The organism is Streptomyces inhibens (assembly GCF_022221585.1).
In the GTDB taxonomy this organism is placed as follows: domain Bacteria; phylum Actinomycetota; class Actinomycetes; order Streptomycetales; family Streptomycetaceae; genus Streptomyces; species Streptomyces inhibens.
Genome location: NZ_CP084681.1, coordinates 6727076 through 6742985 on the forward strand (window position 1 = coordinate 6727076; position 15910 = coordinate 6742985).

17 protein-coding genes are annotated in these 15910 nt (G+C 70.6%); 9 read left to right on the forward strand and 8 right to left on the reverse strand.

What is annotated here, in order from left to right; all coding sequences use genetic code 11:
- Nucleotides 1-3: 3 nt before the first annotated feature.
- The 4 genes from KI385_RS30575 to KI385_RS30590 form a co-directional block, all read right to left on the reverse strand.
- A complete protein-coding gene (locus tag KI385_RS30575) occupies nt 4-480 on the reverse strand; it encodes a MarR family winged helix-turn-helix transcriptional regulator (RefSeq protein ID WP_238575330.1) in 477 nt (158 codons plus the stop codon).
- Between the two features lie 117 nt (nt 481-597).
- Nucleotides 598-1371 carry an AIM24 family protein gene (locus KI385_RS30580; protein WP_238575331.1) on the reverse strand — a complete coding sequence of 258 codons (774 nt, stop codon included), beginning with the start codon at nt 1369-1371 and terminating at the stop codon, nt 598-600.
- Nucleotides 1368-2018 carry an AIM24 family protein gene (locus KI385_RS30585; protein ID WP_238575332.1) on the reverse strand — a complete coding sequence of 217 codons (651 nt, stop codon included), beginning with the start codon at nt 2016-2018 and terminating at the stop codon, nt 1368-1370. Before KI385_RS30585 ends, KI385_RS30580 begins: the two co-directional genes overlap by 4 nt.
- On the reverse strand, nt 2018-2656 hold the full coding sequence (locus KI385_RS30590) for an AIM24 family protein (RefSeq protein WP_238575333.1): 639 nt from the start codon (nt 2654-2656) through the stop codon (nt 2018-2020). The genes KI385_RS30585 and KI385_RS30590 overlap by 1 nt, the downstream gene beginning before the upstream one ends.
- 216 nt (nt 2657-2872) lie before the next feature.
- Here KI385_RS30590 and KI385_RS30595 point away from each other — a divergent pair, with 216 nt between their 5' ends.
- Together KI385_RS30595 and KI385_RS30600 are read left to right on the forward strand one after the other, a co-directional pair.
- The gene (locus tag KI385_RS30595) at nt 2873-3223 is read left to right on the forward strand and encodes a DUF3817 domain-containing protein (protein ID WP_238575334.1); all 351 of its coding nucleotides are present in this window, start codon (nt 2873-2875) and stop codon (nt 3221-3223) included.
- Nucleotides 3220-3555 carry an MTH1187 family thiamine-binding protein gene (locus KI385_RS30600; RefSeq protein WP_238575335.1) on the forward strand — a complete coding sequence of 112 codons (336 nt, stop codon included), beginning with the start codon at nt 3220-3222 and terminating at the stop codon, nt 3553-3555. The genes KI385_RS30595 and KI385_RS30600 overlap by 4 nt, the downstream gene beginning before the upstream one ends.
- Nucleotides 3556-3605: 50 nt before the next feature.
- On the opposite strand, the gene KI385_RS44020 is transcribed toward KI385_RS30600, so the two are convergent.
- Nucleotides 3606-4592: an ArsR/SmtB family transcription factor gene (locus tag KI385_RS44020; RefSeq protein ID WP_281066924.1), complete on the reverse strand. Its 987-nt coding sequence runs from the start codon at nt 4590-4592 to the stop codon at nt 3606-3608.
- 80 nt (nt 4593-4672) lie between these two features.
- Between KI385_RS44020 and KI385_RS30620 the strand changes: the two genes are divergently transcribed.
- The 4 genes from KI385_RS30620 to icmA all read left to right on the forward strand — a co-directional run bounded on the left by KI385_RS30620 (nt 4673) and on the right by icmA (nt 8886).
- Nucleotides 4673-6043 carry an MFS transporter gene (locus KI385_RS30620; protein WP_238575336.1) on the forward strand — a complete coding sequence of 457 codons (1371 nt, stop codon included), beginning with the start codon at nt 4673-4675 and terminating at the stop codon, nt 6041-6043.
- Nucleotides 6044-6086: 43 nt separating this feature from the next.
- Entirely contained in the window at nt 6087-6596 is a 510-nt protein-coding gene (locus KI385_RS30625; protein ID WP_238575338.1) for a MarR family winged helix-turn-helix transcriptional regulator, read from the forward strand.
- A 111-nt stretch (nt 6597-6707) separates the two neighbouring features.
- Nucleotides 6708-7040, forward strand: a complete 333-nt coding sequence (locus KI385_RS30630; RefSeq protein WP_238575339.1) for a DUF3817 domain-containing protein — start codon at nt 6708-6710, stop codon at nt 7038-7040.
- A 145-nt stretch (nt 7041-7185) separates the two neighbouring features.
- On the forward strand, nt 7186-8886 hold the full coding sequence (icmA, locus tag KI385_RS30635; protein WP_238575340.1) for a coenzyme B12-dependent isobutyryl-CoA mutase large subunit: 1701 nt from the start codon (nt 7186-7188) through the stop codon (nt 8884-8886).
- Nucleotides 8887-8940: 54 nt separating this feature from the next.
- Here icmA and KI385_RS30640 read toward each other — a convergent pair whose 3' ends face one another.
- Together KI385_RS30640 and KI385_RS30645 are read right to left on the reverse strand one after the other, a co-directional pair.
- Nucleotides 8941-10341 (reverse strand): sensor histidine kinase, encoded by a 1401-nt coding sequence (locus KI385_RS30640; RefSeq protein WP_238575341.1) that lies wholly within the window; start codon nt 10339-10341, stop codon nt 8941-8943.
- Nucleotides 10338-11060 (reverse strand): response regulator transcription factor, encoded by a 723-nt coding sequence (locus KI385_RS30645; RefSeq protein WP_238575343.1) that lies wholly within the window; start codon nt 11058-11060, stop codon nt 10338-10340. Before KI385_RS30645 ends, KI385_RS30640 begins: the two co-directional genes overlap by 4 nt.
- A gap of 57 nt (nt 11061-11117) precedes the next feature.
- On the opposite strand from KI385_RS30645, the gene KI385_RS30650 reads away from it, so the two are divergent.
- Both KI385_RS30650 and KI385_RS30655 read left to right on the forward strand, forming a co-directional pair.
- On the forward strand, nt 11118-12278 hold the full coding sequence (locus KI385_RS30650; protein WP_238575344.1) for a UDP-N-acetylglucosamine--N-acetylmuramyl-(pentapeptide) pyrophosphoryl-undecaprenol N-acetylglucosamine transferase: 1161 nt from the start codon (nt 11118-11120) through the stop codon (nt 12276-12278).
- Nucleotides 12275-13279, forward strand: coding sequence for an SDR family NAD(P)-dependent oxidoreductase (locus KI385_RS30655; protein WP_238575345.1), 1005 nt, complete (start codon nt 12275-12277; stop codon nt 13277-13279). Before KI385_RS30650 ends, KI385_RS30655 begins: the two co-directional genes overlap by 4 nt.
- Nucleotides 13280-13297: 18 nt before the next feature.
- Here the strand turns inward: KI385_RS30655 and KI385_RS30660 are convergent, their stop codons facing one another.
- A complete protein-coding gene (locus tag KI385_RS30660) occupies nt 13298-13945 on the reverse strand; it encodes a TetR/AcrR family transcriptional regulator (protein WP_425356980.1) in 648 nt (215 codons plus the stop codon).
- Between the two features lie 403 nt (nt 13946-14348).
- On the opposite strand from KI385_RS30660, the gene KI385_RS30665 reads away from it, so the two are divergent.
- Complete coding sequence (locus KI385_RS30665; protein WP_238575348.1) at nt 14349-15320, forward strand: tetratricopeptide repeat protein; 972 nt, start codon at nt 14349-14351, stop codon at nt 15318-15320.
- Nucleotides 15321-15910: the final 590 nt, after the last annotated feature.

The window sequence follows — 15910 nt, forward strand, 5'->3', positions numbered from 1 at the left end:
GGGTCAGAGGCTGCCGCGCTTGCTGCGGAGGTGTTCGGCCACAGGGGTGAGCGAGGTGCGGAGCGCTTCGAGGTCCTCGGCGGTGAAGAGGTCGATGAAGTGCTTGCGGACCGAGGCGACATGGTGCGGGGCGACCCGGCGCATGGTGTCCCAGCCCTCCTCCGTCAGGACGGCGTAGAGGCCACGACGGTCCGACTCGCAGCTCTCGCGGCGTACCAGACCGGCGTTCTCCATCCGCGTGATCTGGTGCGAGAGACGGCTCTTGGACTGCAGGGTGCTGGTTGCCAGGTCGCTCATCCTCAGCCGGCGGTCCTCGGCCTCGGAGAGGTTGACCAGGATTTCGTAGTCGTTGTTCGTCAGGCCGAACGGTTGCAGATCGCGCTCGAGCTGGTGCATCAGCAGCCTGCTGACGTCCAGATGAGTGCGCCAGGCACGCTGCTCCTGGTCGGTCAGCCAGGGGGTGTCGCTGTCGGTCGTCATGGATGAATTCTACCCGTGAAAGTTGAATAATGAATTAATCGCCGTGAGGATGGTGCCGTCGGCCGGCCGGGGCCGGTGTTGGTCAGACGTTCGAGGTCACCGTGCGCAGAGTACCGCTCACAGCCCGAAGCGGCGCTGGAGGCTCCCGAGGTTGCCGGGTAGCTGGGGCAGTTGTGAGCCACTTTGCGGGACGTGTCCGCCCCCGCCCGGAACGCCCGCTTCGGTCGGTACCGCGCCGGTCGCCAGTTCCGGCATCAGCTGCTCCGTCGACTGCAGCAGGACCGTGCCGGCGCCCACGAACTCGAACTGGTGCTCCTCGCCCGAGGCTCCGCCGATCCCGGTGTGCGCCCGCAGTCCGCCCAGGAGTCCTCGCAGGTACTGATGGTCGTAGTGGTGGCAGGGGGAGGGGCAGTCCGCCCAGCCGACGAGCGCCTGCGGGTCCACCCGGATCGGCGGCTCCATGAAGACCACCGGGCCGTTGGACGCGGCCACGAACTTGCCCGTTCCGATGAGGGTGAGGAAGCCCGGGATGATCGACTGCTTCAGCGACAGAGATGGCTGAAACGCGAGCAAGTTGCCTGAGCGAATAGTGAGGTTGCCCTCATCGAGATCGAAGGAATTCACATCGAAGGCACGGTCCGCGAGCAGCATCTTTCCCTGGCCCTCGGCGACGACCCAGTCCGCGGCGTGCAGTGGCGAATGAAAACTTCCGGCGATGAGGCGGTCCAGCCGGCCGTGTCCGATGCCCTGGAAGTCGATCTGCCCGTAGTAGGCGATCATCTTCCCCTTCTGCAGGAACCACTGGCCGTTCAGATCGACGCTGAAGGCATAGGGATTGACGTTGTCGTCGACGGGGAGCGAGTAGACGTCGTGGACGACGGGACCGGTCACAGCTTTTCCTCCGACGCCTGTACGTAGACGGTGCCCTGGCCCGACAGCTCCAGCTGGAAGGCCTCGCCCGAGCCGCGGCCGACCATGTCGCGCCAGCCGAGCGCCGTGGACAGTTTGTTGCGGACGTCGCCGCGGTGGGCGACATAGGCCTGCGGGTCGACATGGACCGGGCCCCGCGGGGTGATCGGCAGCTCGATGACGCCGCCGTGTGCCATCACCGCGGCCGAGCCCTGGCCCTTGAGGGTCGTGGTGAACAGGCCCTGGCCGGTGACCTGGCCGCGGACCATGCCCATCACGCCGCCCTGCGAGCCCATGAACATCGTGCCCTGCTGGAGCGAGCCGTCGAAGGCCAGCAGCCGGTCGGCCTCGACATAGAGCGTCTCGCCCGTCAGATCGACGACATGGACGTGGTGGCCGCCGTGTCCGAACATGACCGTGCCGCTGCCTTCGACGGTCATCAGCGGTGTGGCCTCACCGGCGACCCGGCGGCCGATCATCGAGCCGACGCCGCCCTGGCCGCCCTGGATGTTCGGGGTGAAGGCGACGTCGCCGCGGTAGGCGAGCATCGCGCCACGCTGGCTGAACATCCGCTGGCCCGGACCGATCCTGGCCTCCACCATGCGGGAGTTGAGCACCGTGAACGGCATCAGACCTCACCTCCCACGGTGTTGCGCTCGCTGGGCTGTACGTAGACCAGGCCCTCGCCCTCGAAGCGGATCTGGAAGGCCTCTCCGGAGCCCTCTCCCATGAAGGTGCGGAAGTTCACCCCGGACTGGAAGTGCTGTTTGAGCTCGCCGGTGTGCGCGACATACGCGCCCGGGTCGACCTGGAGGGGGTACTGCTTGGTGACCCGCAGCACCACCGCATGCCCGTGGGAGGTGATCGCCGCCTGGCCGGTGCCCTCGACGGTGGTGGTGAACAGGCCGTTGCCCTGGGAGGCGCCGCGCAGGCCGGTGAAGGTCGTGCCCGTACGCAGCGCCGCGTCCGTGCACAGCAGGTTGCTGGCCTCGACGTACAGCTTCTCGCCCTGCAGCTGGACCAGGTTGATCTCGCTGGCGCGGTCCGCGAAGTAGCAGGTGCCGTGGCCCTTCACCTCCATCACGGCCATCTGCTCACCCGTGAGCCGCCGGGTGACCATGCCGCGCAGGCCCTCGCCGCCGCCGGTCATCTTCTTGAACGACATCTGGCCGTCGTACGCGACCATCGCACCGTTTTTCGCCTTGACGGCGTCGCCGGTCATATCGACGGCGAGCACCTTGCTCCCCTGGAGCCGAAACTGAGCCACGCGTCAGACGGTAGTCGGCCGGGGCCGTGTGGGGGAGGTCCTTCGCCCCTGACGTCGCCCTGAGTTCTCCCTGATGCCGGCCGGGGCGGACCCGGTGGCGGTCGTCTTGTACCTCCCCCCGGCGCGGTGATCCACGGGGCGGCTGTAACAATGGGACGAAGCTTGTGAACTCTTGCACAAGCAGTGCTCCTCGCCCGCCACCCGAACGAGGTTCCCGTGGACATCAAGACCGCCGCCGCCCTGCACCGCCTGCGCCTGGCCTCCATCCCGGAGGCCATCTCCTTCCCGGCGCTGCTGATCTTCGGCACCGGCTTCCGTCTGGCCTTCGACTACGACTCCCTGGTGATGCCGCTCGGCCTGATCCACGGCCTGCTGTTCATCACGTACGTGGTGCTGCTGCTGGACGTGTGGAACCGCACCAAGTGGCCCTTCAAGCGCGTCGCCTTCTTCTTCCTGCTCGCGGTCGTGCCGTTCGGCGGCCTTTACGGGGACCGGGTCCTCAAGCGTGAGGAGGAGGCCGGCGTGATCGCGGCCCGCGCCCGCAAAGAAGGAGTGGTGAACGCATGATCGTTGCCTTCTCCGTGAGCCCGCTGGGCGTCGGTGAGGACGTCGGCGAGTATGTCGCCGACGCGGTCCGGGTCGTGCGCGAGTCGGGGCTGCCCAACCGTACGGACGCGATGTTCACCTCCGTAGAAGGTGAATGGGACGAGGTCATGGACGTCGTCAAGCGTGCCGTCGCGGCCGTCGAGGCACGCTGCGGACGGGTCTCGCTGGTGCTGAAGGCCGACATCCGGCCCGGCGTCACGGACGGCCTGACGTCGAAGGTGGAGACCGTCGAGCGCCACCTCGCCGGGGGCGAAACCCCCGGCAACCCCGAGCAGCCTCCGGCCGCTCCCTGATCCACCCCTGAGCAGCTCTTGAGCCGCCCCTGAGCGCTCCCGGGGCGGCTTCAGCCGCCGGCCGCCAGGGCGATGCCCAGCGGTGTGCGCTCGTACAGCACCTGATGTCCGTGCCGGCGCGAGGCCAGCAGACCGGCGTCGCGCAGCACGGACAGATGCGCCGAGACGGACGACGGCGCCAGGCCGAGACGGTGGGCCAGGGCGGACGTGGTCGACGGCGCGTCGAGGGCGGCCAGTACGGCGGCGCGGTTCACTCCCAGCAGCCGCGCCAGCGCCGGGCCGGTCTCCGGTTCGCTCCACAGGCCGCCGATACCGCGCGCCGGATAGATGACGGTGGGCTGCCACGGCGGCTCGAAGCCGCTCACCACGTCCGGCCATACGAAGACGCTCGGCAGCAGCAGCACCCCGCGGCCGTCCAGATCCTGCATCTGGAGGACATCGGTACGGGTGCGGACGGTGAGCGTGTCGTCCGACCAGGACAGCCGCGGATACAGATCGGCGAACAGCCGCTGGAGTCCGCCGCCCGCCAACTGGCGCGACCGATAGCCGATCTCGGCCTCCAGCAGCGCCCGCAGTCGCGGCCAGTCCGGGGCGAGCAGCGCGTGCCAGGCCCGCTCGGTGACATCGGCCAGCTCATGGATCGCCCGGGCCGGATCCGCCAGCGCCGCGCGGCCGCGCGCCGATTCCGCGGCACCCGGCGTACACGCCAGGGACTTGGCCATCTCGGCACGGGCCAGGGCCGGGTCGGTGGCCCGCAGCCGTGCCAGCTCCTCGTCGAAATCGGCCATCGGGGTGTCCGGCGGGCGGCCCAGGAAATCCGGTGTGTAGCCGGGCGGCGGCGACGGCATGAACAGCCACAGCGGTGTCAGGTCCAGCCCCGCCACCGTCGCGCGCATCCGGCGCAGCCACGGTGTGTGATAGCCGTGCCGGTCGGCGCGGCGCAGGGTCCGTACAGCCTCATGGGTCTCGCACAGGGGCGAGATGGCGAAACGGATACGGAGCAGATCGTCGGCGCCGAAATGCAGGTTGATCGGCATGGCCGCGCTCCCCCTCCCTCCGGGATTCGGCTGCAGCCGAAAGACTACGAGGCGGCTTCGGCCTCCGGCAGGCTTCCGTCATGCCGCTGCCTTCCGGGCCCGTGCCGCCGGGCCGTACCCCAGCCTGCCCCGATGCGGGCACCGATGCGGGCACCGATGCCCGCCCCGATCCGCCCGCCGGTCCGGGCCCGAGTGCGGACCAGGAGCGCTCGGCCGGCTATCGCGCGGTCTTCGCCGTCCCCGAATTCCGGTTCGTCTTCGCCGCGCATCTGCTCTCCTCGCTCGGCGTGGTCGTCTGCGAGATCGCGCTGTCCGTCCTGGTCTTCACGCTCACCGACTCGCCGCTGCTGAGCGCGCTGACCTTTGCGCTGGGGCTGCTGCCGTACGTCGTCGGCGGCACGCTGCTGTCGGCCGTCGCCGACCGGTATCCGGCCCGGCGGGTGCTGGTCGGCTGCGATGTGCTGTGCGCGCTGGCCGCGGCGGGGATGGTGCTGCCGGGCACACCGGTCGCGGTGCTGCTCGTGCTGCGCTGCGTCATCGCCGCCATCGCGCCGGTCTTCGCCGGGACGCGCGGGGCGACGCTGGGGGAGATCCTCGGAGAGGGGGAGCTGTTCGTCCTGGGGCGCTCGGTGATCCGCATCGTGAACCAGAGCGCGCAGCTCGCCGGGTTCGCGGCGGGGGGTCTGCTGCTGGCCGTCGCGTCTCCCGGGGCGGTGCTCTCGATCACCGCGGCCACGTTCGCCGGCTCGGCGCTGCTGCTGCGGCTGGGGACCGTGGCGCGGCCGGCGCGTGACGGGGCGCGGGGTGCGGAGCGCGGTGCCCTGCTGGGCGCCTCGCTGGGCGGGGTCCGGCGGCTGCTGGCGGACCGGAGGGTACGCGCGCTGCTGTTGCTGTCCTGGCTGCCGCCGGCGTTCGTCGTGGTTCCGGAGGCGCTGCTGATCCCCTACTCCGATCTGCTCGGCGTCGGGCCGGCCGGCATGGGGCTGCTGATGTGCGGCATGCCCATCGGTGCGGTGGTGGCCGAGACCCTGGTGGGCTCCTTCCTCGGCCCGCGGACCCGCGCCCGGCTCACGTTCCCGATGGGCGTCTTCACGGTGCTCCCCTCGCTGGGCTTCGCCGCACGGCCCTCGCTCGGCTGGGCGGTGCTGCTGCTGGTGCTGACCGGCACCGGGATCTCGTACAACTTCGGTGTCGACCGGTGGTTCGTCGCCGCGGTCCCCGAGGAGCTGCTGGGGCAGGCGATGACGGTGATGCAGGCAGGGCGGATGACGGCGATGGGGCTGGCGATGGGGCTGGCCGGCGTGGCAGCGGAGTACGCGCCCCTACGGGTCGTGATGCCGGCCGCGGGGGTGGTGGGGGCCGTCTGCGTGGTGGCGGTGATGGTGGAGGTACGGCGTACGGAGGGTGGGGCGCAGGGAACGCTCGGACCGGTTCGTACGACCGAAAACTGAGACAAGGCTGACCACAATATGACCGCCGGGTAGGGTCAGATGCGTGCCGAAGCCGCTCAGCCTTGCTTTCGATCCCATCGCGCGCGCCGACGAATTGTGGCAGCAGCGATGGGGCGCCGTGCCCTCGATGGCCGCGATCACCTCGATCATGCGCGCGCATCAGATCCTGCTGTCCGAGGTGGACGCGGTGGTCAAGCCGTACGGGCTGACCTTCGCGCGCTACGAGGCGCTGGTGCTGCTGACCTTCTCCAAGGCCGGTGAGCTGCCGATGTCGAAGATCGGCGAGCGGTTGATGGTGCACCCGACCTCGGTGACCAACACCGTCGACCGCCTGGTGAAGTCCGGGCTCGTCGCCAAGCGGCCCAATCCGAATGACGGGCGGGGCACGCTCGCCTCGATCACGGAGAAGGGGCGCGAGGTGTGTGACGCGGCCACCCGTGACCTGATGGCGATGGACTTCGGGCTCGGGGCGTACGACGGCGAGGAGTGCGCGGAGATCTTCGCGATGCTGCGGCCGTTGCGGGTGGCGGCGGAGGATTTCAAGGACGAGTAGGCGCGGGCCGGCCTTCCGGCGAGGGCGGTCCGGCGTCCATGGACACAACGGTCCGGCGTCCGCAGGGGGGTGGCGAAGATCGCCCCGGAACGGGTGGTTACGCTCATGGGCATGAAGCGAAGCGTCCTGACCCGTTACCGGGCGATGGCCTACATCACCGCCGTGATGCTGCTGGTGCTCTGCACGTGCATGATCTTCAAGTACGGCTTCGGGATGGGCAAGGACCTCACCCTCGTCGTCTCGCAGATCCACGGCGTGCTCTACATCATCTACCTGGTCTTCGCCTTCGACCTGGGCTCCAAGGCCAAGTGGCAGTTCGGCAAGCTGCTGTGGGTGCTGATCTCGGGCACGATCCCCACCGCCGCGTTCTTCGTGGAGCGCAAGGTCGTGCGGGAGATCGAGCCGCTGATCGCCGGCGATGTGCCGGAGCCGGTCAAGGTCTGACGCCGGCCGACCTCCTCCTACGCGCCTGTCCCTTCGGTGGACGGGCGCGTTTGCGTTGTCCGTAGCGGTTACGGACGGTAATGCACCACGACTCATGGCCCTCTGCCGTCGACAAGTACTAGGACGTCCTAGTAAATTCGAAGGTATGAACGCTGACGCGATCGATGAGGGCCGCCGCCGCTGGCAGGCTCGGTACGACTCCGCCCGGAAGCGGGACGCGGACTTCACCACGCTTTCGGGCGACCCCGTCGAGCCGGCGTACGGGCCGCGGCCCGGGGACTCGGTCGAGGGGTTCGAGCGGATCGGCTGGCCGGGCGAGTACCCCTTCACGCGTGGGCTGTATCCGACCGGCTACCGGGGCCGGACCTGGACGATCCGCCAGTTCGCGGGCTTCGGCAACGCCGAGCAGACGAACGAGCGCTACAAAATGATCCTGAAGGCGGGCGGGGGCGGCCTCTCCGTCGCCTTCGACATGCCGACCCTCATGGGCCGCGACTCCGACGACCCGCGCTCGCTCGGCGAGGTAGGGCACTGCGGTGTGGCCATCGACTCCGCCGCCGACATGGAGGTCCTCTTCAAGGACATCCCGCTCGGTGATGTCACGACCTCGATGACGATCTCCGGCCCGGCCGTCCCGGTCTTCTGTATGTACCTGGTCGCCGCCGAGCGTCAGGGCGTCGACCCGGCCGTCCTCAACGGCACGCTCCAGACGGACATCTTCAAGGAGTACATCGCGCAGAAGGAGTGGCTCTTCCAGCCCGAGCCGCATCTGCGTCTGATCGGCGACCTGATGGAGCACTGCGCGCGCGGCATCCCCGCGTACAAGCCGCTCTCGGTCTCCGGCTACCACATCCGTGAGGCCGGCGCGACGGCCGCGCAGGAGCTGGCCTACACGCTCGCCGACGGCTTCGGCTACGTGGAACTGGGCCTCTCCCGCGGCCTGGACGTCAACACCTTCGCCCCCGGTCTGTCCTTCTTCTTCGACGCGCATCTGGACTTCTTCGAGGAGATCGCGAAGTTCCGCGCCGCGCGCCGGATCTGGGCCCGCTGGATGCGGGACGTGTACGGCGCGACCAGCGAGAAGGCGCAGTGGCTGCGCTTCCACACCCAGACCGCCGGCGTCTCGCTGACCGCCCAGCAGCCGTACAACAACGTCGTACGCACCGCCGTCGAGGCCCTGGCGGCCGTGCTCGGCGGCACCAACTCGCTGCACACCAACGCGCTGGACGAGACCCTGGCGCTGCCCAGTGAGCAGGCCGCGGAGATCGCGCTGCGCACACAGCAGGTGCTGATGGAGGAGACCGGTGTCGCCAATGTCGCGGACCCGCTGGGCGGTTCGTGGTTCATCGAGTCACTGACCGACCGCATCGAGGCGGACGCCGAGAAGATCTTCGAGCAGATCAAGGAGCGCGGCAGGCGCGCGGTCCCGAGCGGTGAGCACCCCATCGGTCCGATCACCTCCGGCATCCTGCGCGGCATCGAGGACGGCTGGTTCACCGGCGAGATCGCCGAATCCGCCTTCCGCTACCAGCAGGCGCTGGAGAAGGGCGACAAGAAGGTCGTCGGCGTCAACTGCCACCACGGTTCGGTCACCGGCGATCTGGAGATCCTGCGGGTCAGCCATGAGGTCGAGCGGGAGCAGGTGCGGGTGCTCGCGGAGCGCAAGGCCGCTCGCGACGACGCCCGCGTACAGGCCGCGCTGAAGGCGATGCTGGAGGCCGCACGGAACGGCGGCAACATGATCGAGCCGATGCTGGAGGCCGTACGCGCCGAGGCCACACTCGGCGAGATCTGCGGCACGCTGCGGGACGAGTGGGGCATCTACACCGAGCCGGCCGGATTCTGAACGGCTGCCGCCCCGGGGGGGGCGGCCCGGGTGGGGCGGGCCGCCGGTGGCCGCCTAGGGGACCGGCATCCGCAGCCGGAAGAGCGCGCCGCCCCCCGGGGCCTGTTCCGCGGTGAGGTCGGCGCCGTGTGCGCGGGCGATCTGGCGGGCCATCGCGAGGCCCAGGCCCGAGCCGGGGAGGGCGCGGGCCGACTCGGCGCGGTAGAAGCGGTCGAAGACATGGGGCAGGTCGTCCGCCGTGATGCCGGGGCCGTGGTCGCGTACGGTCAGTTCCAAAGCGCCTTGTACGCGGGCGAGTTCGGTCTCCACGGGGCCGCCCGGTGGTGAGAATTTCGCGGCGTTGTCGAGAAGGTTGGACAACAGCCGGGCGAGGCGGGCGGGGACGCCGGGGCGGGTGAGCTCGGTGGTGGACGGGGCGATGGCGGTGGTGAAGGTGATCTCCGGCCAGTGTTCGCGGGCGGCGCCCACCGCGTGTTCCAGGAGGGCGGCCGGGCGTACCTGTTCGACCAGCGGCTGGGGCTCCTCGTCGCGGGCGAGTTCGATCAGGTCGTTGACGAGGGTGGTGACCTCGCGCAGCTGACGGCCGAGGGCCGCCGAGGCGCGGTCGCGCTGGGCGTCGGTCAGGCGGTCGGCGCGGGCGAGGAGTTCGGCGTTGGTGCGCAGCGCCGTCAGCGGGGTGCGGAGTTCGTGGGAGGCGTCGGCGACCAGCCGGCGCTGGGCGGTGACGGACTGCTCCAGCTCGGCGAGCATGGTGTTGAAGGTGGTGGCGAGGCGGGTGATCTCGTCCTCGCGGGCCGGGGAGCCGGCCGGCAGTTCGATGCGGTGGCGGGCGTCGCGGGTGGCGGCGATGCGTTCGGCGGTGGCGGTGAGGCGGGCGACCGGGGCCAGGCCCGTACGGGAGACCCAGTAGCCGAGCGCGGCGGCCAGCAGGACGCCGGCGCCGCCGACCGCGAGGAGCGCCCAGGCGGCGTGCTGGACGCCGCGTTCGACGGTGTCCGAGCGCAGCGCGACCTGGAGGGCCTCGTGTCTGCCGGGGAGGCGGGTGGTGTACATCCGCACCGGCCGGCCGGCGACCGTCAGTTTGCTGTAGTACGCGGCGCGTTCGCCGTTCGCCACCTGGCGGGTGGCGTCGGTGACCGGCAGGGTGGTGAAGCCCTTGCGCGGGTCCTTGGCCGGGTCGGCGGGGACGATCTGGACGCAGGGGACGGCCTGGTACTGACAGGAGGCGTCGCCCGGGGTCGGGCCCCAGTTGCGGGTCCGCTGGGTGAGCTGGGTGGCCGTCTGGGCGAGGTTCAGTTCGAGCTGGCGGGTCATCTGGTAGTGGATGATGGCGAAGGCGGCGGCGCAGACGCCGATGGCCACCAGCGCCACCGCGGCGGATGCGGCCAGGGCCAGCCGGGTGCGCAGCGGGCGGCGGCGTCGCCAGCGGGCGCCCAGGCCGCGGGTGCCGGTCATCGGCCCTCCGGGTGGTCCAGGCGGTAGCCGACGCCGTGCACGGTGTGGACGAGGCGGCTCTCGCCGCCGGCCTCCAGTTTGCGGCGCAGATAACCGATGTATACGGCCAGCGAGTTGGAGTCGGGGCCGAAGTCGCGGCCCCAGACCCGCTCCAGGATCATCTCGCGCGGCATCACCTGGCCCGGGTGCAGCAGAAGGAGTTCCAGCAGTGCCCATTCGGTGCGGCTGAACTCCAGGGGGCGGCCCGCCCGGTGGCCGGTGCGGGTCAGCGGGTCGACGACCAGGTCGTCGAAGGAGAGCCGGGTGTCCTCGACGGCGGTGGTCGCGGCGCGGCGCAGCAGGGCCCGGATGCGGGCGACCAGCTCGTCCAGGGCGAACGGTTTGACGAGGTAGTCGTCCGCGCCGGCGTCGAGACCGTCGACCCGTTCGCTGACCGAGTCCAGCGCGGTCAGTACGAGGATCGGGGTGCGGTCGTCCAGCGCGCGCAGCCGGCGGCAGACGGCCAGGCCGTCCAGGACGGGCATCATCACGTCCAGGACGATGGCGTCCGGCTGCCAGGCGGCCACCTCCGAGAGGGCGGCCAGGCCGTCGGCGGCGCCGCGTACCGTATAGCCCTCCACGGCGAGGCCGTCCTCCACGGCGGCGCGCACCTCCGGTTCGTCGTCGACGACGAGGATCTTGGCGGCTGGGGTGTTCCCGGGAGTGGGCGGCATGGACATAGGCTGCCAAACACCTCTCTTAGAAGCTTCTTAGGGCACAGGGCGAGCGTGGCGGCCATGCGCACACCACTCTCTGTCGTGATCGGTGCGGGCGGCACCGGCGGCCACATCTACCCCGGACTCGCCCTTGCCGACGCGCTCCGCCGGGCCGTGCCCGACGCGGTGATCTCCTTCGTGGGGACCGAACGCGGGCTGGAGACACGGCTGATACCGCAGGCCGGATACCGGCTGCACACCGTCGACATGATCCCCTTCGATCCCTCGCTCGGCGCCCGACGCTATCTGCTGCCGGCCGCGCTGCTGCGATCGGGCGCCCAGTGCCGGGCCATCCTCAAGGAACAGAACGCCCAGGTCGCGGTCGGTATGGGCGGCTATCCGAGTGCCCCGGTGATCGTCGGGGCGCGGCTGGCCGGGTTGCCGAGCCTGGTCCACGAGTCCAACGCGGTGCCCGGCCGGGCCAACAAGTTCGCGGCCCGGCTCACCCCGCATCTCGCGCTCGCCTTCGACCGCAGCCGGGAGCATCTGGCGGGCGGCGAGCGCGCCGAGACGGTGGGGATGCCGCTGGTGGGGCCGCTGGCCGAGCTGGACCGGGCGCGGCTGCGGCCGTCCGCGCGGCGGGCGTTGGGCGTCCCGGACGGGGCCCGGCTGCTGCTGTTCAACGGCGGGAGCCTGGGCGCGGCCCGGCTCACCGAGGCCGCGGTGGGCCTCGCCGGCCGCTACCGCTCGCGCACCGATCTTCGGCTGCTGATCAAGACCGGGCCCGCGGCCCTGGAGGAGACCCGGGCGCTGCTGGTGGCGAACGGCGGGGTCGCCGTCGCCGAGGCGGTGCCGTATCTGGACCGGATGGATCTGGCGTATGCCGCCGCTGATCTCGTGGTGTGCCGGGCCGGTTCGGCGACCGTCGCCGAGCTGGCCACGATCGGGATGCCCGCCGTCCTCGTGCCGTATCCGCATGCGCCGGGCGACCACCAGACGCACAACGCGCGGGTGCTCTCCGATGCCGGGGCCGCGCTGCTGCTGGCCGACGCGGAGACCACCGCGGAGCGGCTGGACGCACTGGTCACCCCGCTCCTGGCCGATCCCGACCGGCTGGCCGCGATGGGCGCGGCCGCCGACCCCGGCACCCATGCGCGGGCCGCCGACCTGCTGGCCGCCAAGGCGCTGGCGCTGGCCGGCCACCCGTACGCCGATCACCTCACGATGAAGGAGTCAGCATGAACAGCAGTACGCAGCAGTGGGCGGGACGCAAGGTTCTGGTCACCGGGGCCGAGGGTTTCATCGGGTCCACCCTGGTCGACATGCTGGTCGAGGCCGGGGCGCAGGTGCGCGCCTTTGTGCACTACAAGCCGTATGCGGAGAAGGGCAATCTGGCGCGCTATCTGGCGCCGGGCGGTCCGGTCGAGATGATCGCGGGGGATGTACGGGACGCGGGCCGGGTGATGGACGCGGTCGCCGGCTGCGACACCGTCTTCCATCTGGCCGCCCTGATCGGGATTCCGTACAGCTATGACGCGCCGGGCGCGTATGTGCAGACGAATGTGGTGGGTACGGAGAATGTCGCGGAGGCCTGCCGGCGGCATGCGGTGCGGCGGTTGGTGCACACGTCCACGAGTGAGGTCTACGGGACCGCGCTGACCGCGCCGATCGGCGAGGACCACCCGTTGCAGCCGCAGTCGCCGTACTCCGCCTCGAAGATCGGCGCGGACATGATGGCGCTGTCGCACTGGCACGCCTTTGAACTGCCGGTGACGGTGGTGCGGCCGTTCAACACCTACGGGCCCCGGCAGTCCGCGCGTGCCGTGATCCCCACGATCCTGGCGCAACTCCACTCGGGCGCCCGGCAGATCAAGCTGGGCTCGCTCACCCCGACCCGCGACTTCACCTATGTCACGGACACCGCGGCGGGGTTCCTGGCGATGGCCGACTGCGACCGGGCGCTCGGCCAGGTCGTCAATCTGGGCACCGGCCGGGAGATCGCCATCGGGGCGCTCGCCGAGGCGCTGATCGCGGCCTCGGGCCGGGAGGCCGAGGTGGTGGTGGACGCCGAGCGGTTGCGGCCCTCGGGCAGTGAGGTCGAGCGGCTGCTGTCGGACAACTCCCGGGCGCGCGAATGGGCTTCGTGGGAGCCGCGGGTGTCGCTGGAGGAGGGGCTGGAGCGGACCTCGGCGTGGGTGGCCGGGCATCTGGAGCTGTTCCGGGCGGACCGGTACCAGGTCTAGGGCGTCTCCGGCGGGCCGTCAGCTCAGGCCGCGCAGACCCGCGAGCAGCACCGTCGAGAACTGGTGGGCCCATGCGGGGTCCACCGGTTCGGCGGTGACCAGGGTGCGGTGCACGATCGCGCCGGCGATGACGTCGAAGATCAGGCCGACGGCCTGTGCGGCGGCCAGTTCGCCCTCGGGTCCGGTGCCGTCCGGCGGGAGTTCGCCGCGCTGCTGGGCGCGTTCGCGGCCGAGCACGACCAGCCGCTTCTGGCGGTCGACGATCGCCGAGCGGATCCGTTCGCGCAGCGCTTCGTCGGTGGTGGACTCGGCGACCACGGCCATCAGGGCCGTCTTGGTCTCCGGCCGCGCGAGCAGCGCCCCGAACTGCAGCACCACACCCTCTATGTCGGATTGCAGACAGCCCCGGTCGGGGAGTTCGAGCTCGTCGAAGAGGACCGCCACGGCGTCTACGACGAGCTCGTTCTTGTTGGCCCAGCGGCGGTAGAGCGTCGTCTTGGCGACTCCGGCGCGGGCCGCCACATCGCTCATGGTGAGCCGCCCCCAGCCCAGATCGACGAGCGCGGCACGGGTCGCGCGGAGGATCGCATGGTCGGTCTCGACGCTGCGCGGGCGGCCCGTGCGGCCCTTGCGGGGGCTGGCGGAGTGGTGCATGCGGGCGACCATACCGGCCGGTAAGACGTGAGCCCCGGGATTCCCCGTGCGCCCCGTGAGGGAGATCACTTCGTGCGGGGCCGGAACCGGTTGTCGTGCGGGGGTCGCCCCGAGTTACGCTACGGGTCGTAGCGTAAGAGCGACAGCCACTGGCTGTGGGTGGGGACCCACGGCCGCGCACGACGGTCCTCCTCGGGACCGGACACAGGTCCTCCTCGGGACCGAACGGGCAGCGAACCCGTCCGTACGCCGGCATTCCGGCGGGGCGTACGGACGGATGCGGTGCCCGGCAGAAGGTCCGGCGGCGCGGCCGGACCGCTACCGCAGCACCGGTTTCCGCACCATTTGCGTCGCCGACCGCATCGCTTTCCGGATCGCTTTTCGGAACGGACCGTCCAGGGGGGAGGATGGACCCATGCAGCCACGCAATATGTCCATGAGTGGAGTCGTCGACCTCGCAGCCGTGAAGGCGGCCGGGGAAGCGAAGCAGAAGGCGGAGCAGGCGCGCGCCGAGGCCGCCCGTACGGGTCAGGCGCCCGTGAGCGGTGCCCGTCTGGTGTTCGACGTCGATGAGGCGGGGTTCCAGCAGGACGTCCTGCAGCGCTCCACCGAGGTTCCGGTCGTCATCGATTTCTGGGCCGAGTGGTGCGAGCCGTGCAAGCAGCTGGGTCCGCTGCTGGAGCGCCTCGCGGCGGAGTACGCCGGCAAGTTCGTGCTGGCCAAGATCGACGTCGATGCCAACCAGATGCTGTTCCAGCAGTTCGGGGTGCAGGGCATCCCGGCGGTCTTCGCGGTGGTCGCGGGCCAGCCGATCCCGCTGTTCCAGGGCGCGGCCCCGGAGGCGCAGATCCGGCAGGTGCTCGACCAGCTGGTGCAGGCCGCCGAGCAGCAGTTCGGCATCGTGGGGGCGCCGGTCGACCCGCAGGCCGCGGGCGAGCAGCCGGCGGCCGAGGCGCCGGCGCCGGTCGGTCCGTACGACGCGCTGCTGGAGGCCGCCAATCAGGCGCTGGACTCCGGCGATCTGGGCGGTGCCATCCAGGCGTACAAGAACGTGCTCTCCGACGACCCCACCAACCCGGAGGCCACCCTCGGTCTGGCGCAGGCCGAACTCCTGCAGCGGGTGCAGGACCTGGATCCGCAGGCGGTGCGCAAGGAGGCCGCCGAGAACCCGGCCGATGTGCAGGCGCAGATCCGTGCCGCGGACCTCGATCTGGTCGGCGGTCATGTCGAGGATGCGTTCGGCCGGCTGGTCGACGCGGTGAAGCGGACGGCCGGTGACGACCGGGAGGCCGCGCGGCTGCGGCTGCTGGAGCTGTTCGAGGTCATCGGGGCGGATGATCCGCGGGTGACGGCGGGGCGTACCGCGCTTGCCCGGGTGCTGTTCTGACCCGCTGTCTCCGAGTCGCCCGCTTCTGACCTGTACGACCTCCCGGCGTTGACCAAACAAACGGAACAGCGGCTACGTTTTACCAAAACTTGGTAAACGTAGCCGCTGTTACTTGTAGTAAGTCCCGACGACCCCCTTGCGGCGCTGTGTCCGCAATTGCCCAATGCCCCTTCGTAGCGAGTGGCGACCCTGTGTGCCCGGTCGATCCCGGTCGGTCGCCCCTCGGTTATCGGGCCGTTACCCGCAAGTAACGAGCCCCTTGTGCGGCGGCCGCGAATGCACCACGATCGGCCACGCTCGGTCCCTTCCCGCAGCTCGGCATCCGGTCGGTGCAGCGGGGTACTTGGGGTCCCCACCGAGTGGTCGGCGGCAGTGGCGCCGGCCGTGGACAGGGGGGTCTCTGCCCCATCCGGCAGGGCCTGTCCAGGAGGTTGCGCGAGAGCGTGGCCAGTGGTTGTCGCTCGGGGGTGATCGCCGGTGTTCGGAACACGATGTGCCTCCGAGGACGGGCGCTCTCCTTCCCGAGGACGTAGCACTTCTCCCATCCCAGGTACCGCAGTCCCAACCGGGGCGAGGGGTACCGGAGATGT